This is a genomic window from Prosthecobacter algae, assembly GCF_039542385.1.
Taxonomy (GTDB): domain Bacteria; phylum Verrucomicrobiota; class Verrucomicrobiia; order Verrucomicrobiales; family Verrucomicrobiaceae; genus Prosthecobacter; species Prosthecobacter algae.
In genome coordinates this window covers 247,745-271,515 of record NZ_BAABIA010000001.1, presented here as the reverse complement: position 1 = coordinate 271,515, position 23,771 = coordinate 247,745, and the positions used below count along the sequence as shown (strand labels likewise).

At 57.8% G+C, this 23,771-nt stretch carries 12 protein-coding genes; 3 read left to right on the top strand and 9 right to left on the bottom strand.

Annotation, left to right across the window (positions count from 1 at the left end; translation table 11 throughout):
• Positions 1 to 122: 122 nt before the first annotated feature.
• Complete coding sequence (locus tag ABEB25_RS00975) at positions 123 to 1,268, top strand: cysteine desulfurase family protein (RefSeq protein ID WP_345734501.1); 1,146 nt, start codon at positions 123 to 125, stop codon at positions 1,266 to 1,268.
• 146 nt (positions 1,269 to 1,414) lie between these two features.
• Here the strand turns inward: ABEB25_RS00975 and ABEB25_RS00970 are convergent, their stop codons facing one another.
• Positions 1,415 to 2,329, bottom strand: coding sequence for a dihydrodipicolinate synthase family protein (locus tag ABEB25_RS00970; protein WP_345734500.1), 915 nt, complete (start codon positions 2,327 to 2,329; stop codon positions 1,415 to 1,417).
• A 96-nt stretch (positions 2,330 to 2,425) separates the two neighbouring features.
• Here ABEB25_RS00970 and gpmI point away from each other — a divergent pair, with 96 nt between their 5' ends.
• Positions 2,426 to 3,976: a 2,3-bisphosphoglycerate-independent phosphoglycerate mutase gene (gene gpmI / locus ABEB25_RS00965; RefSeq protein WP_345734499.1), complete on the top strand. Its 1,551-nt coding sequence runs from the start codon at positions 2,426 to 2,428 to the stop codon at positions 3,974 to 3,976.
• 245 nt (positions 3,977 to 4,221) lie between these two features.
• Positions 4,222 to 5,592 carry an MBL fold metallo-hydrolase gene (locus tag ABEB25_RS00960; RefSeq protein ID WP_345734498.1) on the top strand — a complete coding sequence of 457 codons (1,371 nt, stop codon included), beginning with the start codon at positions 4,222 to 4,224 and terminating at the stop codon, positions 5,590 to 5,592.
• A gap of 212 nt (positions 5,593 to 5,804) precedes the next feature.
• On the opposite strand, the gene ABEB25_RS00955 is transcribed toward ABEB25_RS00960, so the two are convergent.
• The 8 genes from ABEB25_RS00955 to ABEB25_RS00920 all read right to left on the bottom strand — a co-directional run bounded on the left by ABEB25_RS00955 (position 5,805) and on the right by ABEB25_RS00920 (position 23,671).
• Positions 5,805 to 6,902: an aminopeptidase gene (locus ABEB25_RS00955; RefSeq protein ID WP_345734497.1), complete on the bottom strand. Its 1,098-nt coding sequence runs from the start codon at positions 6,900 to 6,902 to the stop codon at positions 5,805 to 5,807.
• 102 nt (positions 6,903 to 7,004) lie between these two features.
• A complete protein-coding gene (locus ABEB25_RS00950) occupies positions 7,005 to 7,883 on the bottom strand; it encodes a CvfB family protein (protein ID WP_345734496.1) in 879 nt (292 codons plus the stop codon).
• Between the two features lie 128 nt (positions 7,884 to 8,011).
• Positions 8,012 to 9,016 (bottom strand): ThuA domain-containing protein, encoded by a 1,005-nt coding sequence (locus tag ABEB25_RS00945; protein ID WP_345734495.1) that lies wholly within the window; start codon positions 9,014 to 9,016, stop codon positions 8,012 to 8,014.
• Positions 9,017 to 9,034: 18 nt separating this feature from the next.
• Positions 9,035 to 12,991, bottom strand: a complete 3,957-nt coding sequence (locus tag ABEB25_RS00940) for a PVC-type heme-binding CxxCH protein (protein ID WP_345734494.1) — start codon at positions 12,989 to 12,991, stop codon at positions 9,035 to 9,037.
• A gap of 185 nt (positions 12,992 to 13,176) precedes the next feature.
• Positions 13,177 to 16,728, bottom strand: a complete 3,552-nt coding sequence (locus ABEB25_RS00935; RefSeq protein WP_345734493.1) for a c-type cytochrome domain-containing protein — start codon at positions 16,726 to 16,728, stop codon at positions 13,177 to 13,179.
• 85 nt (positions 16,729 to 16,813) lie between these two features.
• The gene (locus ABEB25_RS00930) at positions 16,814 to 19,666 is read right to left on the bottom strand and encodes a DUF1549 domain-containing protein (protein ID WP_345734492.1); all 2,853 of its coding nucleotides are present in this window, start codon (positions 19,664 to 19,666) and stop codon (positions 16,814 to 16,816) included.
• 140 nt (positions 19,667 to 19,806) lie between these two features.
• Positions 19,807 to 22,218 (bottom strand): PVC-type heme-binding CxxCH protein, encoded by a 2,412-nt coding sequence (locus ABEB25_RS00925; protein ID WP_345734491.1) that lies wholly within the window; start codon positions 22,216 to 22,218, stop codon positions 19,807 to 19,809.
• A 46-nt stretch (positions 22,219 to 22,264) separates the two neighbouring features.
• Positions 22,265 to 23,671: a N,N-dimethylformamidase beta subunit family domain-containing protein gene (locus ABEB25_RS00920; protein ID WP_345734490.1), complete on the bottom strand. Its 1,407-nt coding sequence runs from the start codon at positions 23,669 to 23,671 to the stop codon at positions 22,265 to 22,267.
• Positions 23,672 to 23,771 lie beyond the last annotated feature (100 nt).

Genomic DNA, 23,771 nt, shown 5'->3' with positions numbered 1-23,771 from the left:
AAAATCGTCTGCTGTTTGTCGGTCAACTTTTAGGCCCGATCGGACATGCCTAACAGAGGCTCTGAGGCTCGAAGATACTGGCAAACCTGGCATTCCCTGTGTAGGAATGCTACACCTCCACTGTGCCTGCTTACTTCGACTACAACGCTACCACGCCCCTGTCCCCGGCGGCCCGCGCGGCCTGGTTGCGGGCCAGTGATCAGCATTGGCACAATGCCTCCAGTCTTTATCGTGAGGCAGGTCTCACCAGTCAGGCTCTGGAAGCAGCACGCGAACAGTTCGCCGATCTCCTGGGCGTGGAGCCTGAGCGCGTGGTCTTCACCTCCGGCGCGACCGAGTCTAACAACACCTTATTTGCCGGGCTTTCGAAATGCCTCCCTGCGGATGGGGTCGTGGCCATTTCTGCGATTGAACACCCCAGCGTCCGCGAGGCCGCGCGTGCTTGGCTTGGCCGGGGACGCGTGATCGAAATCCCCGTGGATGATCAGGGCGTGGTCCAACCAGAAGTGTTGCAAGGAATTCTTCAGCAGCATTCCCCTGCCCTGGTTTCCCTGATGGCTGCCAACAATGAAAGCGGCGTGCTCCAGCCCTGGGAGGAACTGTTGGAAATCTGCCGCGAATCCGGCGCGCGCTTCCACAGTGATGCCGCCCAGTGGATCGGCAAGCAGCCCGCAGGCCAGATCGGCACTTGTGATTACCTCACCGGCAGCGCCCATAAATTTGGTGGGCCCAAAGGCATCGGCTTTCTCATCCTGGCTGATGCGGAAGAAAGCTTTCCCCTCCTGCACGGTGGCCCGCAGGAAAACAGCCGCCGCGCAGGGACTGAAAACTACCCCGCCATCGCTGCCATGGTCGCTGCCCTTGAGACTGCTACTGAGAATATCAAAGCCGCTCAACAGGCTCAAAGCCAGCACCGCGGCAGCTTTGAGGCTGAAATGAAAGCTGCCTTTCCTGGGCTGCGCGTGATCTCTGAAAAGGCTTCCCGCCTTAGCAACACTTCGTTGTTGGTGATGCCCCGACACGACAACCTCAAATGGCTCACCCGCCTTACCCGGCGTGGTTTCGCCATCTCCACTGGATCCGCCTGCAGCTCTGGCAAAGAAGGATCCTCCGTCGTGGTTCAGGCCCTCGGGGCCAGTTGGGAGGAGTTGAAGCGAGTCGTTCGGGTCAGCAGCGGCCCCGACACCTCGGCGGAGGACTGGCAGGCACTTACTGCCGCCTTTTCAGAAGTCGGGGCGGAGCTGGATGCGGGTGGCAGGCCGCAATGATAGCCTTTCCCGTGAGGGCTAAAGATCAATCCAACCGGCTAACAATATTCAAAACAAAGAACCAAGAAGCTTTCCGATGCTGTTAGCACCGTGGAGAAAGACTTCTTGGTCTTGAGTGACTTTTTTCTGGGGCGCAGGCCAGCGACTCACGCCGCGTTCACCAACAGGTCCTTCGCGGCTTTTTCGATGCCGGGGAGGAGTTCATCTGGCAGCTCAGTGAGCAGAGGCAGGACGGGGCCGGTTTTGGCGATGCCTGCGAGGGCGACGGCGTGGTGCAGGACCAGAATGGGACTGTGGGCATTGCGCTGGTCTTCCAGAGGCAGGAAGATCTCGCGGATCTGCTCGGCGCGGTCGTAGTCCTTGGCGTCAATGGCGCGGAGGAGATCCATGCTGAGGCGTGGAGCGACGCAGACGCAGCCTGCGGTGAAGCCGGTAATGCCGAAATCGCGCAGATGGATGATGGCAGGCTGCTCGCCAATGCCGCTGACGATCAGGTCTGGGTTCACCAGGGAGACCAGCTTGGTGAGGTAAAGGTCATCGGCCGGGTTAGGCTTCACCACGGCGTATTTGATCCAGGAAATGAGGCCATCATTGACGAGCTCTGCCGCGTGTTCCGGGGTGATGTAGGATTCGTCCTTGATGTAGAGCACCAGCTTCATGCCTGCTTTTTCCACCAGATGGCGGATGGCCGTGGCCACACCCGCAGGCTTGGAAGGGAAAAGAGTCGGCAGCAGCATGGCTGTCGGGAACTTGTGATCCTTCAGGATGGCTGCCTGGTCCATCGCCGTGCCGTACATCGGCCCGATGCTAGGCACCATCCAGAGATCGGCCGGGGCGAGATCTGTGAGCATGGAGAGCAGAGCGTCGTATTCGGAGATGGCGATGTTGTAGAGATTCGCATTGCCGCCATAAAGCAGGGTGCGGATGCCACCCGCGTACATGTGGTCGATCAGCTTTTTGTTCTCCTCACGGCTGAGACTGAGGTCCGCATTCCGGCACAGCGGCGGGACGGCGATGACGGAGCTGCGGAGGTCGGCGGTGGTGACAGGCGTGGTCTTCATGAAGTGTCGCGCAGGAAAGAGGTGGCAGGCCAGAGGTCAACTAGAATCACCCGAGGTTGCAGAATCGGTGATTCTGACGGATGAGAAGGAATTCTTATGGCCAAAAAACCTGTTGTTCTGATTATCCGTGATGGCTGGGGCATCAATCCCGGCGGCAAAGCGCAAGCTGAAGCGAATGGCGATGCTACCCTGCTGGCACGCACTCCGTTTCACGATCACCTCTACGCCACCTACCCGCGCGGCACCGTGAGCGCCAGTGGCGAAGATGTGGGCCTGCCGGACGGCCAGATGGGCAACAGCGAAGTCGGCCACCTGAATCTGGGTGCCGGGCGCGTGGTGTACCAGGACCTGACCCGAATCAACAAAAGCATCCGCGATGGCGAGCTGGCCACCATGCCAGCCTTGGTAGAAGCCTTCCATAAAGCCAAAGGTAAGCGTCTGCATTTCATGGGGCTCATCAGCGATGGAGGGGTACACTCCCACCAGGAGCACCTCGTCGCCCTGTGCAACTCCGCCAAAATGGCGGGCGTGGATGACATCATGGTACACGCCATCACCGATGGCCGCGATACCGACCCGAAAGGCGGCGCCGCCTATGTGGCCAAGCTGGAAACGGACCTGACCTTTAGCGGGGCCAAGATCGCCACTGTGATCGGTCGTTACTACGCCATGGACCGCGACACCCGCTGGGACCGCAACAAGCTGGCCTGGGACGCCATCGTGCTGGGCCGGGGTGAAAAACGCAGCGATGCGCCCCACACCGCCATTCGCGCGGCCTATGATCTGGACCCACGCGGCGATGAGTTCCTGCTGCCCATGATTTTCTCCCATGCCGATGAGCAGCGTATCCGCGATGGGGACGTCATCGTCTGGTTCAACTTCCGCGCCGACCGTGCCCGCCAGTTGAGCGACGCCTTTTTGAAGACTGGGTTTGAGGGCTTTGACCGCGAAGTCCACCCGCTGGTGAATTACTACACCCTGACGGAATATGACGCGACTTACTATGCCCTAGGCTGTCGCGTCATCTTTGGCCCTGAAAGCCTCAGCAACAACCTGGGCCAGATCATCGCCGCCGCCGGGCTGACCCAACTGCGGGCGGCTGAAACGGAGAAGTACCCGCACGTGACCTTCTTCTTTAACAGCGGGGTGGAGGAACCGAATCCTGGCGAGGACCGCTATCTGGCCATCAGCCCGAAGGAAGTGCCCACCTACGACAAAAAACCGCAGATGAGCGCCCCGGACCTCACCTTTGAAGTCCTGCGCCGGCTGGAAAACTACGATGCGGTGATCATGAACTTCGCGAACCCCGACATGGTGGGCCACACCGGCGTGGTGCCTGCCGGGATCCATGCCTGTGAGACGATCGACTTTGGCGTGAAGCTGATCGTCGAAAAAGTGCTGGAACTGGGTGGCAAGCTCTTCATCACCGCCGACCACGGCAACTGCGAACTGATGCGCAATCCTGATGGCAGCCCGAACACCGCCCACACTACCAATCTGGTCCATGGCATCTATGTGGCTGCCGATGCCGCCAATTACACCGTGAAAAACGGCAAACTGGCTGACATTGCCCCGACCCTGCTGGACATGCTGGGGGTGGCCCAACCTGCGGAAATGACAGGTGAATCCTTGATCGCCCGAAAGTAATTCGGTGACGGCATCCCCCCACTTTCCGCCTTAAAACTAGGCGGAAAGTTGGGGAAAATGTCGTTTACAGGTGGTCGAATCACCGCCGAGACGCGTACTGTCTTCGTTCCCTGTGATTGCACTTTGCCCGACAATGAAGCGACTCGGGTTTGAGTTGGCCTGCAATGTTAGGCGTCTCAAGGCTTGCAGTTTCGCCACATGCCCCTAGCTTCGCCCCTTCCCTACGTCTCTTTTCAAACGAACACATGCGTTTCCGTAATCTTACCCGCCGCCGCGAGATCGGGGCCAACTGCTACCTTCTCGAGTCCGGTAAAAATCGAGTCGTCCTGGACGCCGGGATGCACCCGAAAGAGGTGGGTTTCAATGCTCTGCCAGACTTTGGCGCCCTGCCGCATGAGACGGCAGATGCCCTTTTCATTACCCACGCTCACCATGATCACATCGGCGCGCTGCCGGTTCTGATGCGCAAGCAGCCAAAGAGTCCGGTGTTCATGACGGAGCCGACGGGGGAGATCACCAGCGCCATGCTGCACAACTCGGTGAATGTGATGACCTCCCAGCGTGAGGAGCAAAGCATCCATGAATACCCGCTTTTCACCCACCGTGAGCTGGATGAAAACCGTGCCCAATATGTGTATCGTGACCTGGAGCGCCCGTTTGAGGTGCCTAACAGCGATCTCATGGCCAGCTTTCACGATGCTGGCCACATCATGGGCTCCGCAGGGATCATGATCCGGCAGAATGGCAGCAGTCTGTTTTACACAGGCGATGTGAATTTCGAGAACCAAACCATCACCCGCGCTGCAGATTTCCCCACCGAAGGCATTGATGTGCTGGTGGTGGAAACGACCCGCGGCACCTATGAACGGCCTGCCGACTACAGCCGCAAAGGTGAAAAGGAGCGTCTCGCCGCGCTGATCCGTGAAACGTTTGATGCCAATGGTTCCGTCCTCATCCCGGTCTTTGCCCTGGGCAAAACCCAGGAAGTGATGCTGATGCTGCATGAGCTGCGTGAGGAAGGTCTCATCCCTGAAATGCCGCTGCGAATCGGTGGTCTGGGCACCAAAGTGACTGTACTCTATGATCACTATGCGGACCGTGTGCGCCGCAACTACCCCGGCTTCCGCTTGCTGGAAGACGTGAGCATGCTGGTGCCACCGCGCCGCAAACGCGGCCCAGGTCGCCCGCAGATTGATTACCAGCCCCGCACCATTTATGCCCTCTCCAGCGGCATGATGACGGAAGGCACGACTTCGAACTCCTTCGCGAACAAGTTCATTGATAACCCGCGCAATGCCGTCGCTTTTGTGGGTTACACCGATCCCCTCTCCCCAGGCTATCGCCTGCGTACGGCGAAGGCGGGTGAGAAGATCAAGCTCTCGGCCGACCTGCCAGCCGTCGAGCTGCATGCCCGCATCGAAAGCTTTGACCTCAGCGCCCACGCCACCCGTGAGCAGATCGCCGAGTACGTGGAAAAGGTGAAGCCTAAAAAGCTGCTTATGGTGCACGGCGAAGAACCTTCCCAAGCGTGGTTCAGCGCCCGTTTTGCAGAGACCCTGAACCGCGACACCGAAATCATCCGGCCGGAGACCCACGCGCCGATTGATCTTTGGTGATTTTCTTCCGTAGCTGCCCGCTTCAGCGGGTGGTTCGGGTAGATACTCTCACGCTTCTGACAAGCCAAACACCCCGCGTCCTGGTGGACGCGGCTACACCGTAGCTGCCCGCGCCAGCGGGTGGTCCGGGCGATAGCTCTCACGCTTTCGCCCCCCCCAAATCCTGCGTCCTGTTGGACGCGGATAAACGGCATTACCTCAATTCAGGGGCTTCAATTCAGGGGCTTCAATTCAGGCAGCAGAAACTGACCGTTTTTGCGAATGAGCTCGCCGTCGAAATAGATCTCACCACCACCGTAATCAGGACGCTGGATGCACACCAAGTCCCAGTGGACCTGGCTGCGGTTGGTGTTATCCGCCACGCCTTCGTAGGCCTGACCCGGGGTGAAGTGAAAGCTGCCGGCGATCTTCTCATCAAAGAGGATGTCACGCATGGGCTCGCGAATTTCGCGGTTAAACCCGATGGCGAATTCCCCGATGTAACGGGCACCTTCATCGCTGTCGAAGATCTTGTTAATCGCCGCCGTGTTGTTTGAGGTGGCATTGACGATCTTGCCTTTGGAGAACTCCAGCTTCACGGAATCAAAGGCGATGCCCTGATAAATCGTCGGCGCATTGTAGCTGATCACACCTTCCACGCTGTCCTTCACGGGCGCACTGAAGACTTCCCCATCCGGGATGTTATGTCTACCACCACAGACGATGGACTTCAGACCCTTGAGGCTGAAGCGCAGATCTGTCCCTGGGCCTTTGATGTGTACGTCCTTGGCCTTATCCATGAGCTTTTTCAGCGAGTTCATGGCGGGGATGAGAGCGGCGTAATCCAGGAGGCAGACTTTGAAGTAGAAGTCTTCGAACGCACGTGTGCTCATGCCTGCCTGCTGGGCCATGGCACTGGTAGGCCAGCGGAGCACACACCAGCGGGTGTTGTTCACGCGCTCATTCTGCAGAGGGCGCAGCTTGGCCATCACCAGCTTCATGCGGTCGGCAGGCACATCGCTGTTCTCGGTGATGTTATGGCTGCCTCGCACTGCGATGTAGCAATCCATTTTTTTCATGAGCGCCAGCTCACTTTCAGCGATGACGTCGTATTGCGTCTCATCGGCATGGATCATCAGCTCGCGCGTAACGGTGGTGTCATGCAGCTTCACGATCGGGCGAGCCTTGGCCTCCACCACAGCACGGATCATGGCGTGAGCCACGTAGTTAGGCACGTCAAAGCAGTCAATCCAGACAAAGTCCCCCTTTTTCACTTGGGTGGAGTAACGGACAAGTTGGCGAGCGAGCTGGTCAACGCGTGGATCGTGCATGATCGCGATATAGAGGGGAAAAACGTCTGGGTAAAGACCGAGTTTTGCTGCTACTACCTGAGTTCGTCCACGCCGTAGGCGGGTCCAAGAATACTTTTGGGACTACTCCCCTGGCCGCCACTCCTGCCCGGTGCTTTCGCGGATGTCCACATAGGCGATGCCGGGATTCGTGAAGCGGATACGGCGCTGGCGAAACAAGGCCCCGAGCGCCTGCTTGAAAGCTTTTTTGCTGCAATCAAAGTTCTGCCGAATGACCTCGGGTGAGCTATCGTCATCAAAAGAAAGCTGCCCGCCATTGGCCTGGAGAGCCTGCAGGATCTGGTCGGTCAGCGGGGCCACACGTTGATACCCCCTCGCATCCAGGCTGAGATCCAGCTTTCCCCCTGGGCGGATAGCAGTGACAAAGCCCTTCAACTTCTGCCCTATCTCCAAGGTCGCACCCACATTGCTGTGGTAAAGCAGGCCCTGGTGAGTGCCTTCGACGATGGCATTGTAGCCCAGCGGAGTCTCTGCCAGGATGACCAAGGCAACCGGCTGCCCAGGCTTAAAGCCGACGGGTTGGGCTTTGTTGAGGTGTTTGTTAATCTTCGTTGTGGCGATGATGCGGTCTGTCTTTGCATCCACCATGACGTGGGCGATGACCGTGTCCCCCACAAAAACCTGTTCTGCCTGCTGGCGAAAAGGCAGCAGCAGGTCCTTCGGGAGGCCCCAGTCCAGAAATGCCCCAACATTGCGGTTCACGCTGACTACGCGCAGCGGGGCGGATTCCCCGACCATTGCAAGCGGGCGTTCGGTGGTGGCGACCAGACGGTCTTCAGAATCCCGGTAAACAAAGACCTCCAGGATATCGTCAATCTGGGTTCCCCGTGGCACGTAACGGTTTGGCAGCAGAATCTCTCCATGATCTCCGCCCCCCAGATAAATGCCCTGCGAGGTGCTGTAGAGAACGGGGAGTTGATTGAGTCTGCCAAGGTCTGCCATGTCGCCGACAGAGTAATGCGTCTGATGAACTTCGAAAGGGGCTTGTTGGGCATGTCCTCACCACATCCATCAAAAAACAAAGGGCGACTTCGCAGTCGCCCTTTGCATAGAGATGAAAGCTTGGAGCCCTACTTCAAATCGCTGATCTTCAGGCCTTTTTTGAAGCCGTTAAAACCGTAGGCCGTGGGGTTGTAATCACCCACCAGGGAGACATCTGCCTTTGTGGGCACGGGCAGGCCGAAACCCCAGTAAACGCCATTCAGCACCAGACGACGCAGGCTTTCGTTGGTCAGATCCGTGGCGGCACCCATGGTGGTGGTGAAGATCTTATTCTCCGTGCCAGCCTCGTTCTTCACGCTGCGAGTCCAGGCGATGGGCATCATGGGCTCATTCACAGGCTGCTCCTTCTTGTCCGTCGCGCGGGCCTTGACGGTTTCCAGAGAACCGGAGTCGGGGGTCATGCCTTTGAGCACGCGCCCGCGCATCAGGATCTTCGCATCCGCCGGAGGGTAGGCCTCATAAACATCGCTAGTGCCAAAGACATCAGTGACTCCGTTGAGAAGGGAGTCGCTGGCATTGGCGGCCTCGATGACGCCTTGAGTGGCTTCAAACTTGTGATGGCCCCAGTGGCTTACCCAGGTCTCACCCAGTACTTTTTTGCCCCAGCCACCGTCCTTGTTCCAGTTCCAGGAAGCGAACTTGCTGTCATTGGGAATCCCTGCAAAAGCGTGGGTGCTGGTGCGCAGGGCGATGACGGGAATGCCACGTTTGATGGCGGCATCGAATTTGCCCAGAGTCTCCTCATTCCATTTGCGGAAACGCAGCAGCATGACAATCGCATCGGCGCTGTCCAGAGCCTGAGGATTGGTGAGGCTGCCTCCTGCAGTGGGATCCACGGTGCCATCTGCACCTACCGAGAAGAGCACTGTGGTTTTAAAGCCATGGCGCTCGCTCAGCACCTTAGCCAGCATCGGCAGGGCTTCTTCACTGCGGTATTCTTCATCGCCTGCCAGGAGCACGATATGCTTGCCCTTTGCCTCGCCTTTCGGCTCATAGCTCAGGAAATCTTCGGCTGCGAAACAGGTGCCCAGCGGTAACGCAGCGGCAAGGGTGAGAAAGGTACGACGGATCATAGGTTGGGTTGGGAAAGGTTACTTCGTCACGGTGAGGGTACCCCACATGATGAGGGCATGGCCTGGGAAGGTGCAGACAAATTCATAGTCGCCTGGCTGGTTGGGCGCACGCACTTTGAGCTGTTCCTTTTGACCTGGCTCCATCAGCTTCGTGGCCGCGATGATGTCTTTTTCAAAGGCCGCAGGCAGGTAGGCCCGGCCTTGTTTGTCCAGCTTATCAGGCGTCATGGTCATGGCTGCATTGCCGATTTCCATGTGTTTGCCGGGAGGAACGATGACGAAATTATGCGGCATGACGTCGTCGTTTTCAAAGATGACCTCAAAGGATTTCCCAGCCTTCACGGTCAGCTTGGTCGTGTCGTAGCGAAGCTGCTCATGGACGGTATGAACGATGAAGACATCCACACTGACGGCACTGAGTTCCTTCAGCACTGCCTCGGCAGCAGCACCTTGCAGTGCGGCCATTTCTTTGGCTGCTGTGATGACTTCGACATACTCCTGCTTGGAGCGATCTCCGGCAGGCACGGTCTTAGCATAGGCCAGAACACTGTCCGTGAGAGGCTTGGCCTTCGCGGCATCCCAGTTGGCTTTCGGGAACTTCAGCAGTGCCTTCGCCGCAGCATTGCGTTCCTTGCCTTCGATCAAGTGATCGGCAGCGAGGGCGAAGTTGGCGCTGGTTTGATTCCCCGTCATCAAAGGCAGGGCAGCCAAGACGGCGCGCAAAGTTTGCCCATCCGTTTTACCTTCTTTCAAAAGAGCTATGAGCAGGGGCTGGAATTTGTTTCTCAGGCCTGCGCTGCTGGCCGGAATGAGGCCGATGGACTCAATGAGGTAATGCCGGGATGATGCGTCCGTGGCTTTCCAGATTTCATCTGGCCCCAGATCCGTCACGACCAAAGCGGCATAGGCAGCGCGGATGACCGGGGCTTGTTTACCTTGCTTCGCCAGAGCTACCAAGCCATCACGATGACGGGCAAGATGCCCACGATTTTCCAACACCAGGATTTTTCCAATTTCCTCTGCCGTGGCATTCAGACGACCTTCTGCAGCATCAATGCGCTGGAGCAATTTCACGATTTCCAGGGTGCGATCTTGCCCCGTGAGTTTCACCAATTCGATCAGGGCTGAGGCGCGCATGTCCGCAGGGAGCTTCGGGCGGGTGAGTTTTTCGATCAGCACGGGCTCCACATCGGGCAGGCCTTTCAGATCGGCATCGGTGGTCTTGGCAATGAACTCCGCCAGGGCGGCGGGATCTTTGGGCAGCAGCTTGGTCTTCAACACACTCTGGAGGCCTTTGCGGCATTCGCTAAAAACGTGATCAATGTAGTAATCCGTCGGGTGCTTCAGCACATCGTAGGCGATCTCCAGCGCCTTCTCCGCCTCATCCGTCGGCTGGTAGAAACTGAGGGCACGGATGCCATGCATGCGGACACGTGGGTCGGCATCATTGACGGAAACACGCAGCAGATCCAGCGCGCCAGGCACACGATCTTTCCAGTAGCAAAGAACACGTGTGGCGGCAGCGCGGGCACGTGGCTCGGGCGAGGCCAGCACCTCTTTTAGCAGGTCCACATCCACCACGTCCACCCACTGGTGAGTCCACAGGGCCTCTAGGCGATGGTGCTCATACTCAGCGTCCGTTTTGTCCAAAGCGGCGGCCCATTTTTTTGCAGCGCTGGCGACTTCTTTCGGCTCATGTTTCGCCAGTTCCACCTTGGCCAGTTGGCGGGTGCCATCTTCCCATTCCTTCAGCAGTTCAAGCAAGTTGGCGATCGGCTCACCGTCAATCTTCTTCGGCTTCAGCAGAGGACGGCCTTCATAGGTCATTTTGTAAATGCGGCCATGTTTGTGGTCGCGGTTCGGGTCACGCAGATGGTGCTGCATGTGACCAATGATGGCATTCGACCAATCGCAGAAATAAAGCGCGCCATCCGGCCCCACGCTCACGCAGGCAGGGCGGAAGGTTGGATACACCGCCGGGTCTGCCTTCACCAGGTCTTCAACCGTTTCTCCCTTCATGCCAGAACCGTCCTGGTCCAGCTTCACCCGCCAGATGCCCTGGAAGCCGATGACGTTGCAGTTCAGGAAATTGTTCTGAAACTCTTCCGGAAAATGGCGACTGCTGATGATGCCATTGCCTGGGCTGGGGCGGGCAGGACGATCCCAAAAGGGTTTCATCTTGGCGCTGCCACCCCCTTCACGAGGAAGATAGCTGGAGGAGGCTTCGGCAAAGGTGTTCACGTTGCCCGTCGCATCGGTGAAGTAGGCATTGCCCCAACGATCCCAGATCTTGCCATGCGGGTTCACCGTGGCATCCGTGGTGAAACGTTGCAGCTCATTGCGATTCAAATCGTAGCGATAAATGGCTCCGTTGGTATTGCGTACCACGCCGTAAATCGTCTCGACCTGAGTGCGATGAAAGACGCCATCGCTTGGGTAAATGGCACCACCATTGTCATAGCTCAGGTAACACGTTTCATGATGGCTATCCGCCGCGCAGAGGCCCATGAGGATGCGCTCGCGTTTGTCGGCTTTGCCATCGCCATCGGTATCAGCGATGTAGAGCAGGCTGGGGGACTGCATGACGATGACGCCATCTTTGTAAATCTGGAAACCCGTGGGGCAATTCAGGTCATCGGCAAAGGTGGTCATCTTGTCGGCCTTGCCGTCACCATCCGTGTCTTCAAAGATCAGCAGGCTGTCACCCTTCGGGCTGGTAGGCGTGCGGCCGGGATAATTCAGCCAGGCGCTCACCCATAGGCGGCCCTTGGTATCCCACTGCATGGCCACGGGATTCACCAATTCTGGGAACATTTTTTCATCGGCAAAGAGTTGGATCTTCATGCCGCTGTGGACCTGGATGTCCTTCATTTTTTCCGCCGCGTCCGGAATGGCCACCAGCCCATCTTCAGTGAAGGTCATGCCCTTCATCGGCGTCTTGTTAAAGTCTTTGCCATCCTTCGGGTTAGGCATGTTGGTCGGCACGGATTCTACCTGGGGCAGATTGTCATCCTTCACGACCAGATCGCCGCCCTTGGCGATAGCCCATACCCGCAGGTCGCGGTTGGCGGTTTTCACATCCCGCTGAGACATCTCCTGCTGCATCACCTGAAAATTGGAGGTGTAAGGCTTGGCCGGATCTTTCTCATTCTGCTTGAACGCACCCACCCCTGGGGCATAGGCCAGTCCGCTGCGGCCACCATAGACATTGTAACCATCCACCGTCCGATAGCGCTGATGCCACTCCCAGTTCTTTTCCACGATGGCTTTACGCAGCTTGTCGTTGACCGGAGGGGCCTCTTTGCCCGTGATGCCTTTGAATGCTGCTTCTGCCACGGCTTTGTCGCCTTGCTCATTCAGGTAGAGACCATTCAGGCTCAACGGCGCTTGGCTCGCGATCTTTTGGCTGGGAGCAAAGAGATCCACCAAGGTCACCCCATTCGCGGCGGCCACTTCATTCATGGCCGCTGTGTAGTTCTGCAGATTTGTGTTCTTTTCTTCCACCGGAGGCAAGCTGGGGTTCGTCAGCTTTTCCAGCGCGATGGGCGAGAACAGCACGATCTTCGGCGCTCCTTTGCCGTTATATTTCTTCGCCTTGGTCTCCTTCAAAAAGGTGTCCAGGTTCTTTTTGAAGGCGTCGAGACCTTCATAGCCTTTGAAAGACTCATTGTTACCGTAGAAGGCGAAGATGACATCGGCCTTCACTTTGGACAGCCACTCGTCCCGGGAGCCAAAGCCATCCACGCGATGCCAGGTCTGCACTTCATCCCCAGAAAAGGCCAGATTGCGAAAGGTGAGGTCTTTGTCCGCATTCGCCTGAGTCAGCATGGCCTCCAGCCAGCCATAATGCTGGGAGCGATCTGGCAAGACGTTGCCCAGAATGGCAATGGAATCGCCCTTTTGAAACTCGACCTGTGCGCGCAGTGGCGCGACCAAGCCGAGAATGGCGAAGAAGATAGAGAAGCTAGTTTTCATGCAAAGGTTGGAACAAAGCGGCGAGTGGATACGGTCCCAGGGCCTGATCCTTTCGCGCCAGTGAAGCTTCCCACACGAAGGAGAAGAACCGGACAATCAAATACTCTTCTTAGACGCTGCCCCTCAAAACAAAAACACACGGAAGAAACTTCCGTGTGTTCTGTTTTAAATGGCTGTTTGCTACGTCACTTCGGCAGCATGGTGAAATACTGCTCTTCCATCTGCTTCACCTTCGTGCGAAGAGGATCGAGCTGAGGCTGCATCTTGGCGAGCTCGGCATTGATCTCGGCGAGGTTTTTATCGCGCTGAGGCGTGTCTTTCTCAGCAGCGGCGATGGAGGCCTCGGCTTCTGTCTTTTTCTTCTTGGCGGCTTCCAGGGCGGTGATGCTCTGGCCGACTTCCAGCTTCTTGGCCTCCACCACTTTCATCTCGGCCTCAAGTTTTGCATGGGCTTCAGCAAAGGCCTTTTCCAGCGGCGGTTGCGCGGCTTTGAGTTGGGCGATGGCCTCATTCAGAGGTTGAGATTTTGCCGCAAACTCTGCCTGTAAAGCGGCTGGAATGGCCTGTTTGGCGGCAAGCGCTGCCTTCTGGGCCGCGATTTCCTTGGTCAGGCTTTCATGCTGACCCCGATGAGGAGCGGCGGCCTTTTCAGCAGCCGCCAGTTCGGCTTTGCTCTGAGAGATCTGTTTTTCCGTCTGCGCGATGGAGGTATTGGCAGCGTTCAGTTCATTCTTGGTTTTGCCCAAGGTTTGACGAGCTTCAGCTAAGGTCTTTTCAGCAGCTTCACGGGCGGCACGACGAGCATCAAAATCCCCCTGAGCATCGGCCAATTTCATAGCAGAATCTGCGGCCTGTTTTTCCACGGTCGCCAGCTTTGCCTGAGCAGCCGCCTGGGCCTGCTCGAGTGGCTGAGCATTTTCGTTTTTCGCCTTCGCATCTGCCACAGCTTTTTCAGCTTTGGTGATTTCCTGACGCGCAGGTTGGATGCCGCGTCCAGCCTCGGCAGTGGCACGACGAACTTCGCTGAGTGTTTTATCCGACACTTGAATAGCTGCCATCAGCGGAGGCAGGGCTGCTTCGGCATCTTTGACAGCTTTCTCTCTGGCTGGAAGAGCAGTAGTGAGATCCGCAGAAGTCTTTTTCGCCGTGGCATGGTTGGTCTCAAATTTGGTGACGTTCGCTTGTTTGCTCTTCACCTGCTCTTCGGGAGCCTTGAGCTTTGCAGTCACTTCCGCCAGCTTTTTTGCCAGCGGGTCAATGGCTTTTTGAATCCCTTCCGCAGCCGTCTTGGCAGCGGCAGTGCCATCGTCACGAACTTTCGCCAGTGCGGCGACCTCGGCCTCGCGGGCAGCAATGGCTTTCTTATTTTCGTCCAGCTTAGCGGCGGCAGCAGCATCTGCCGCGCGGGTTGGCTCGGTGGCTTTTTCGATGCCGTCCAATTCAGCCTTCAGCTTGGCCAAGGTGGCCTCGTGCTGGGGGATCTGATTGGCAGATTCCGCGATGACTTTTTTGGAGGATTCGATGCGGGCGACATTGGCCACCTTGGCTTCTTCATTCTCTTTCTTCGCAGCCGTGTAGTCATTGAAGTCACCTTCCAGCTTGGCCAGTTTTTCCTTCTCCGTCAGCACACCCACATTGAACTGGGCCGCTTTGAGGATGGTAGGCAGCTTTTGCAGAACGGCGATCTGAGCCTTGTGATCCGCAAGCTGTGTCTGGATGGCAGGCACAGCGGCCTTGGCGTCAGCGATCTGCTTTTCATTATCAGCGACAGCTTTCGGCCAGGCTTCCAGGCCTTTTTTCAAGACTGGCAGCTCTTTCTCCTTCGCTGGTTTGGCCGCTTTCAGGGCAGCCACTTGGTCTTGAGCCGCCTTGATGACCTTGTCAAAATCAGCCACTGGCTGCGGTGCCGCCGCCGCTGCTTTTTTAAGGGTCTCGAGCTTGGCCGACTGTTCAGCGATGGACTTGGTCAACTCAGCCACTTTCGGGGCGTCTTCAGGCTTTGTCAGTGCAGCCTTATCGGCATTCAACTTGGCCAGGGCAGCTTCTGTTGATTTGATCTCCGCCAAGGATTGATCGTACTTTTTCAGCAGTTCAGCCTGGGCGGCTTTCTTGGCCTGGGCTTCAGGCACGGCTTTCTCAGCAGCAGCGATCTTAGCTGGCAGCTCTTTGACTTCGGTTTCCAAAAGAGCGACGCGAGCCTGAGCATCGGCTGCTTTCTTTTTGGTTTCTACCAGACGGGCTTCGGCAGCCTGAACAGCATCCTGGGCCTTCTTGAGCTTTGCCTCTACTTCAGGCAGTTGCGCGACCATGGCCGTGGCCTGTTTTTCAGATTCGATGATGCGCTGGGCAATCAGCGGCGGATTGCTGGAAAGCTGTCCTTTCTCGGCCATCTTAGCCTCCACGGACCAGACTTTGATCTCTCCGCGCCAGTTGGCGGAGATGGTGGACTGGGAGTCGTGCAGAGCGATGACCTTAGTGACTATGTCCCCCTGGCTGGCAGCTTCGCCGATCTTGTTGCCATTGATATCCCAGATGCGGACGAGACCGTCGTTGCCGCTGGAGATCAGCTTACCATCAGGCGTGAAGGACACAGACTGGACACCTCCGCCATGGGCGGCCCAATTTTTCACCTGCTTGCCCTCATTCATCTCCCAGAGGCTGATGGTGCCATCCATGGAGCTGGAGGCGAGGATGTTGGAATCGGCGCGCCAGGCCAGGTCTGTGCATGAGGCCTTGTGCTGGCCCAGAACATAAAACTCTCCGCCATTGGCGGCCTCCCAAACCATGACGTTGCCATTGCGGTCTGAGGTGGCCAACAGCACGCCATCGGGACTGAAGGCGGTGCCCATAATCCATTCCGTGTGCTTGCTGATCATGTACAACTCTTCGCCTGAGGCGGTATCGTACACCTTCACCTTTTTCGACGGGCTGCCGATGACGACCATTTTGTGGTCGGGGCTGATGTCAGCGCTCATGACTTGGTCGAACTCCTTGCCGACTTCAACGATGCGTTTGCCCGTCTTCACATCCCAGACGATGGCGTGCCCCAGCTTGCCCCCTTTGCCACCGCCCATGACCAGGAGGGAGCCGTTGCGGCTGAAGCTCAGGCTGCGGGCATAACCTTCCGTGTAAGGGAAGATACCAGCGAGCTGACGGGTGTCGGTATCGTAAAGAAGGATCTGCTTGGTCCCGGCAATGGCGGCCAAGGAGGTCCAGGGACTGGCGGCCATGGCCGTAACAGCCGTCGTGCGCGGTGTCACCACCACAGGCTCCAGCAGAACGTGCTCTGGTTTGGCGATAGGGCCTTGAGGTTTGCCGCTGGTGACGGCCACAGCCATGTCCACCTTCGGCTTGGACGATTTTTTGGCGACGCTGGACTTGGTTTCCAACAGGCCGCCGCTGATCCATTTGGCCAGAATTTCCAGTTCCTTGGCATTCAGAGGTGCGCCTTCCGGCGGCATGAAAGGCTCCTCTTTCTTAGCACAGGTCGTCCACAGACGGCTGGCATCCGAGTTGCCGGAATCCACGACGGCACCACCACCGCCGCCCGTCATGACTGCACCAAAGCTGGTGAGGTCGAGGTCGCCCTTCTTCTTGTCCGGGCTGTGGCAGGAGAAACATTTGTTCTCCAGCAGCGGGCGGACGTGGTCCTCATAGGTGATCTTTTCGGCATCCTGCGCCACCGCACCGGCGGCGGTGAAAAGGCTGAGGGAAAGGATCTTGGCGTGGGTTTTCATGGCTAGGAAAAAGGGTGGAGAATCTCAGCGAATGCGAAAGCATCCGAGGGAAAGGCAGGCAAGGGTGCCTGCGCTCCGACAAGGCTTAGTGATTGAAGTAAAACTCCTTGGAGTTTAGCAGTGCCCAGAAGACGTCTTCCAGGGCCAACTGACGCTGGTCACCTGCACCCGCGAGAGTCTGATTGATAGCTTCCTTCTCCTTGTCCTTTGGTAGTCGACCAAAGACGCGCAGGTAAAGATTTTCGATGATCTCGGCATCGGTCTTCTTCTCTTTGATGAGTGTCGCCACCACTTTACCCTGCTTGATGCGGTCGTTGACGGCATCGCCATTCATCAAGTGGAGAGCTTGAGACAGAGTTGGCTCCATCTTCACTTCGCAGGAGCAGACGGACTCACGTTTGGCGCGGCCGAAGGTGGTGAGGAAGTAGTTGCTCACGGCACCGTCAGCGATCTGCACCGCACGGGCACCCAAAGGCAGGCCCTGGAACTTGTTCGGCGTTTCAGTGATCTGCGAAATGGCATCCAGCAGGATCTCAGCGCGCACGCGGCGGACCTGGGCATGGGAGAAGTTTTTCTTATCCCCGGCATTGGTCTCATTGACCTTGGTGCTGCGCTGGTAGGTCATGGAGGTGCAGATGTCTTTCACGAGACGGCGCATGTCATACTTGTAGTTCGTCAGATTTTCCGCCAGGGCCGCAAGAAGCTCAGGATTGGAAGGAGGGTTGGAGACGCGCACGTCATCTACGGGATCCACAATGCCGAGGCCGAAGAAATGAGCCCAGACGATGTTGGAGATGTTGCGGGCGAAGTAAGGGTTCTTCGGCGAAGCAATCCACTCGGCAAGGATCTTGCGGCGGTCTTCGCCAGGCTTGATCTCCGGTGATTCGCCACCCAGGAACTTGGGCTTCATGACAGCCTGGGTGAGGAAGTGACGGGACTCGCCGCCCTTATTATTGAAGATGATGACTTCCTGAGGGTCGTCCGTGGCCTTGCGCCCAATCTGGGAGAAGAAGGCCTTGAAGCCGTAGTAGTCATCCATCGTCCAGCGGTCGAAAGGATGGTTATGGCACTGGGCGCACTGGATGCGCATGCCCATGAACACCTGGGCCACGTTTTCAGTCAGCTTGAGCTGATCGAGCTCAGTCTGGTAGAAATTCACAGCCGGGGTGGAAACGGTGCCGCCCGTGGAAGAAAGCAGCTCGGTCACGATCTCATCCAACGGCACGTTTTTGCCGATGCGGTCGCCCAGCCAGTTATAATACAGAAGAGCATTCTTGTAGAAGGGCGGCTGATTGTTGTTGCCAGCGATGCCTGAGCGGATCTGGAGCAGCTCTGCCCACTTCATCACCCACACTTCAGTGAATTCTTTGCGCTGAGTCAGCGAGTCCACCAGGGCCTCGCGCTTCTTCGGATTGGCATCGGCCAGGAAGGTCTTGATCTCGTCAGGCTTCGGATAGATGCCGATGACGTCAATGTAGGCACGACGGACGAATTCCTCATCGGTGCAGACGCCGCTGGGAAGGATGCGCAGCTTGTGCAGGTTCTCATTGACCAGAGTGTCAATGTAGTTGTTTTCCACCAGCTTCGGACGCTCGTATTCCAGCTTGGCAGGGATGACGAGAACCTGGGCAGTGACGCTGTATACATCGAAGCGGGCCAGGGTAAAGGCTGCGCCACGGTCACCGCTGGTCACAAGGCCATCTTTATTGATGGAGGCCGTGGGATCGTTGTTGGACATGAACAAGGCCAGCTTGGTCACGTCACGGTCACTGCCATCGGAATAAGTCGCGCGGACGGTGATCTGCTGGGTACTCCCCTGCCCTTCGAGAACGATCTGTTTGGGGAAGACTTCGATACCCGTCACCTTGGCGACGGTTGGCGGGTCATACTGAGCACCGTTGCTGATCCATTCCAAAATGGCTTTGTTATACTGGGACTCGGGTTCATAGCATTGATTTCCCGAGTGAGGCACCGCGCCCACAGCCTTTTCCACCAAGGTGCTCTCCTCAGGGATGGCGAGATTCACACGACGTCCGACCATCTCACGGGTGAGACGAGTGTAGTCGCCCTGTGGATCCATGCCGAAAAGGCTTAGACGGAAACCATCTTTACCGCGAGCCGCGCCGTGGCAGCCGCCAGCATTGCACCCCCCGCGGAGGAACACCGGCATGACATCCAGATTGAAGGAAATGGCACGCTCCTTCTGCCCGCCATTCAGGCTCACGGGAGCTTTCACCGTGGTGCTACCCAAGGTCGCCAACAACTCGGTTGAGCCAGCATCGGCGACCGGTTGCAACACATCGCCTGTCAGGCTGGCGACCTTTGCATCTGCCACGCGCAGGTTGGAAAATTTGGTGACGTCACGGGTGGTGGCATCCGCAAAGGTGGCCATGACGACCACCTGATGAAAGTCACGCTTGGTTTCGAGAGCAAACTTGTCTGGGAAGATCTCCAGCTTGGTCATGGAAGGCAACTTGGCATTCAGCTCCGCCAGTGCCTTGATCTCCTCGGGGCTTTTGGCACGAAGGGTCAGCCCCTGGGGCCAGTGGGCACCTTCGGCGATCCAGCGCTTCAGCAGGTCAATTTCATTCGCCGCGAGAGGACCACCTTTTGGGGGCATGATGTCATCGTGATCCGCAGGGAGGACCACACGCTTCAGCAGTTCACTCTCATCCGGTTTGCCGGGAACCAGTGAGGTGCCGGAGGAGCCGCCTTTGATCATGGCCTCCGCCGTATTCATAAGCAGCTTGCCCTTCACCTTGTCCGGATTGTGGCACTCCAGGCACTTGCTTTCCAACAGAGCCTGAACCTGGGCAAAATCCACCGGTGCAGCGGCTGCCGGAGCAGCAGATGCTGGGGCCGGGTTGGCGAACGCCAACGAGGGCGACACGGCAAGGCCTAGTAGGGTGAAATGGCGAACGAATCGAGGAGTTGTCATGGAGACGAGAAGGGGGCTTGAGACATACCTACGCACTCAACTGCGCTTTTTTTCGATAATGGACAAAAATCACACAGACCAAGTAGGTGAACTGCAACGAAGGATCCTGGTCAGAGAACGAAAATACGCGCCGGACAGCCTCAGCGAAGCTGAATCCGGGCCAGTAAATCGGCCGTTTCCTGGACGGTGAGTGCGGCCTCCAACCCCTCTGGCATCAGGGAAAGAGGCAGTGTTTTCAAGCTCCGGATTTTGCTTCTCGGCACGGCCACATCCACGCCGCCTGGGAGGCGGAGACTGAGACCGCCGGGGGTATCGGCCGAAACCAAGCCCGCCAGCACACTGCCGTCCGTCTGGGTGATTTCCGTGGCAACATTGCGCTGCTCCACCGCTTTGTTGGGGTCGAAAATCGCTTCCAGGATCTGTTCCATGGGTTTGGCCGCCACGGTTTCCAGATTTGGCCCTACCTCAGCGCCAGAACCGTTCAATTGATGACAAGCCATGCAGGCTTTTTGATACACTTTTTCGCCCCTGGCAGCATCCCCCTGAAGCTTGGAGACCTGATCCAGGTAGCGTTTCACCACCGCCACACGGTCCGGGTTGCTGCGGGTGATTGCGGGCAGACTGGCCGCAGCGGCGGGGATATCTGATTTGGGGAACCAAGTGGCGAGTTCAGCCGAAGAAATGTCCTGACTGCCTGCTGCGACCAGGGCCGCCCCTCGCACCTGAGGGTGGAAACTCTGCAACAAGGCGAGCAGCGCCGAACGATGCCTTTCTTCCAGCAGGGCCGCCGTCCAGGCCGCCTGAAGACGCACCCTGGGTGTCGCCTGCACCTCTTGAGCAAGAGCCAACAGCCAGGGCAGGGCCATGAGATCTCCAGACTCCAGCAAGCGTCGCTGCGCTGAATCGCGCTGCCACCGCTGGGCCGAACGCATGGCTGTAGGCAAGTCCTCCAGCACCCTTTTGCGGACCTGGCGGGCCGAAGGTCCTGCGATGCGGAAAATGCGGCCACGATCCTCCCCGGCACGCAGATCCAGTCCCTTCACGATGTCGGCAGGTATCCACTCGGGGTGCTCCAGCACCAGCCGGTACACATCCACAACATACAGAGCGCCATCGGGTCCCTCCCGGACCAACGAGGGGCGAAACCAATTGTCGGTGCTAGCGATAAACTCCGTCTCCGCATCGTCAGGATGCCGACTGCTGGTGAGCGGAAAACGGGTGTAATTGAGCACATCCCGGCGGACTAGGTTGTTGGCCGGTTCGCAGATCAGCAGGCAGTCATGTTTACCGTCTGACCAAGGCATAGGCGAGCAGGCCGCCGTGAGCACCTGCGTGGCCCCTGCCCAGTTAAAGCGACGTACAGGAGGACTGATGGTGAAGACACGAGTGTCCGCATTCAGGACTGAACGCACCGATTTGGCCACCAAGTCTCTGTGCTGTTCTAGATACTGCATGGGCACATGGTAGTGCCAGCCGAGGATGCTGTTGTTGTTACCAAACCAGTTGCCGTAGTCGTCCCGCCACTTGCCGTACTGGGAGCGCCCGGTTTCGAGCCGGAACTCGCCGGTGACAGGATGAAAGCGGAAGTCATGGGTGCCAAGTTTCACCTTGGCCCCCGTTTTCAGACAGGTGATGTCGCCACCGCTGTCGCCATTGGCCCCATAAAACCAACCGTCCAGCCCCCAGGCAAAGCCGTTCACAAGATGCTGGGGGTTCCCTGCCGTGAAGCCGGTGAACCAAGGCTCGCGTTTGTCGCACACGCCATCTCCATTGGTATCCTCGGCATAGAGGATGTCTGGAATGGCAGAAATGAAGATACCCCCTTTCCAAAAAGCCAGTCCGGTAGGATGCCGCAGTCCCTCCAGAAAGAGGGTGGCGCGGTCATAGACACCGTCTGCATCCGTGTCCTCCAATATCTTGATGCGGCCATTTTGCAGGGGAGTGACTTTTTCCTGCCCGCCACGGCCATCGGTGGTTTTTTCACCCGGGGCAAAGGGGTAGTCGCCCATTTCAACCACCCACATGCGCCCCTGCGCATCCCAGTCCACAAAGACGGGGTCCTGCACCAGCGGCTCATGAGCCACCAAACTGGCAGCGTAGCCCTGTTTCACCCGCAGAGCTTTGAGCGATTCCTCCGGCGAAAGGGGGAGAGGACCCGGCACGCGCAGCAGCTCGGCCAGCGGCATGAGTACGGTGCCCTGGGCATCCCGAAGAGCCCCGTCTTTAAACTGCACTCCGGTCCCCTGTCCCTTCACATCTACCAGCAGAGGCAGGCTGGAGGCATCACCCGCGCGGCCTTCGCGCAGGACCTGCGTCCAACCTTTTTCCCATTGGACATTCTTCTTGGCCACAGGGTTGAAAAGATAGACGCCATAACTCTGCGGATTGGAAATGAGGAGGTCCTCATGCCCGTCCGCGTTCAGATCCGCAAAAAGCAAACCTCCCTGCTCGGCTGCGGTGGGCAGTGGTGCGATTTTTGCCGCCGATTCGGGAGTCAGCCCAGCCTGGGATAGGGGAAGCAGCAGACCGCAGAAAAGGAGAACTTTGATCATAAGAGGCGGGAGGAGGGAGGGCCCAGACAGCGGAAATGATCCCCGATCATGCCGACAAACGGTCTAACAAATTGCGAGTGATCTTTTGCACAGCCGCATCGCCACCTTGCAGACCGTGCGCCCAGTCCGTGGTGCCTGCGGTGAAAACAGTGCCCCCGCGTGTGTAGAGGCCCATGCAGGCCGCCCCTGTGCGGCCTTTTTCCCAGCGTTCATACCATTCCGCGTCATCGGGATGCCAGCGCACCGGGCAGGTGGCCAGCACCTCAAAAGATTTCGGCGTGCCATCGCGGCCTGTGGGAAATGGCAGCCCGTCCTTCCACTCCAGCTCACAGCCATCGCACTCATAACCCACCACCGTGTCCTTGTCGCCAAACAGAGCTCCGGTTTTCAGACCCGTTCCCGCCAGCGCCCAATGATCTGGGCGATGGACCTGATAGGCAGCGTGATCCTCCATGAACTGGCCGTGGCTGCGCCGATATCCACCCCAGAGGAACCCTACTCCTGTGAGGGCATTTTCCGGTCGTTGCAGCAGGTGATGGCTCCACAGCGTGCTCAGCGTCTGAAACTCCCGTGTCTGGAAAATGGGATCGAGATGGTAGTTTTGCTTCCAGCAGGTGAAGGCACGCCCCTCATCCTCACTGCGCACCTGCCAGCAGCAGGTATTGCCGCTGAAGAAGGCCACGTTTCCGCCCTTGCCGATCCAGCTTTCCAAATGGTCCCGCATCGGGGTGGACCAATATTCATCATGCCCCACGCTGAGCACCAGCTTGTAACTGGCCAGCATTTCGGGATGGAATTCGAGATCGGAATTGGCCGCGTATTCCAGTTCGTAACCATTTGCCTCGGCCCATTTTACAAACGGCAGTTCCCAGCGGGAGAACTGGGAGGCCGGGGGTCGTTCAAAACTGACGCGGTGCCCCTGGTTGTTGGACAAACTGTTATACGCATACACGCTGAAGCCGCCCCAGTTGTTATACGCATTGTAGGTGTTGGTGGCCAGTTGGATAAGGATCTTGGAGCGGCTGCCTGGCTGCGCTGCGCGAACAATGAAAAAAGCGCTGCCTTCCGCTGTTCGTCGGCTGCGATGCGTCCATTTACCCCCAGCATCAGCCGTGCGAAAGGTGACTTCGTAATAACCTGATTTCCAATCCTTCGCGACGGGAACTCGCAGGCTTTCAGGCCAGCGGCAGCCCTGGGAGGAGGCATCCTCCGGCACCGGGTGGTTCACACCCAGCACTCCGGCCTTTTTCCAAACAACCACCCGTTCGGCACCCAGTCGGGCGATTTCCACATCAAATTTTGCCCCGCTGGTGTTGACATGCAGGGCCATCTCCTCGCCCTGGGCGACACTCAGGTGATCTGCGTAACCTTCGATGAAAAGGGGAGCTGGCTCTGTGGCGGAGGCAAGGGCGGGTGCAGCGACCAGCAGGGACAAACAACGGCGTCTTTTCATCCACCCACTACGGAAAATCGGCCTAACAGCTTTCATTTCCAAGAGATGCCCGGCTCAATCGTTTGAACTGAGTGAACAAAAAGGCAGCCGAAATCGTCTG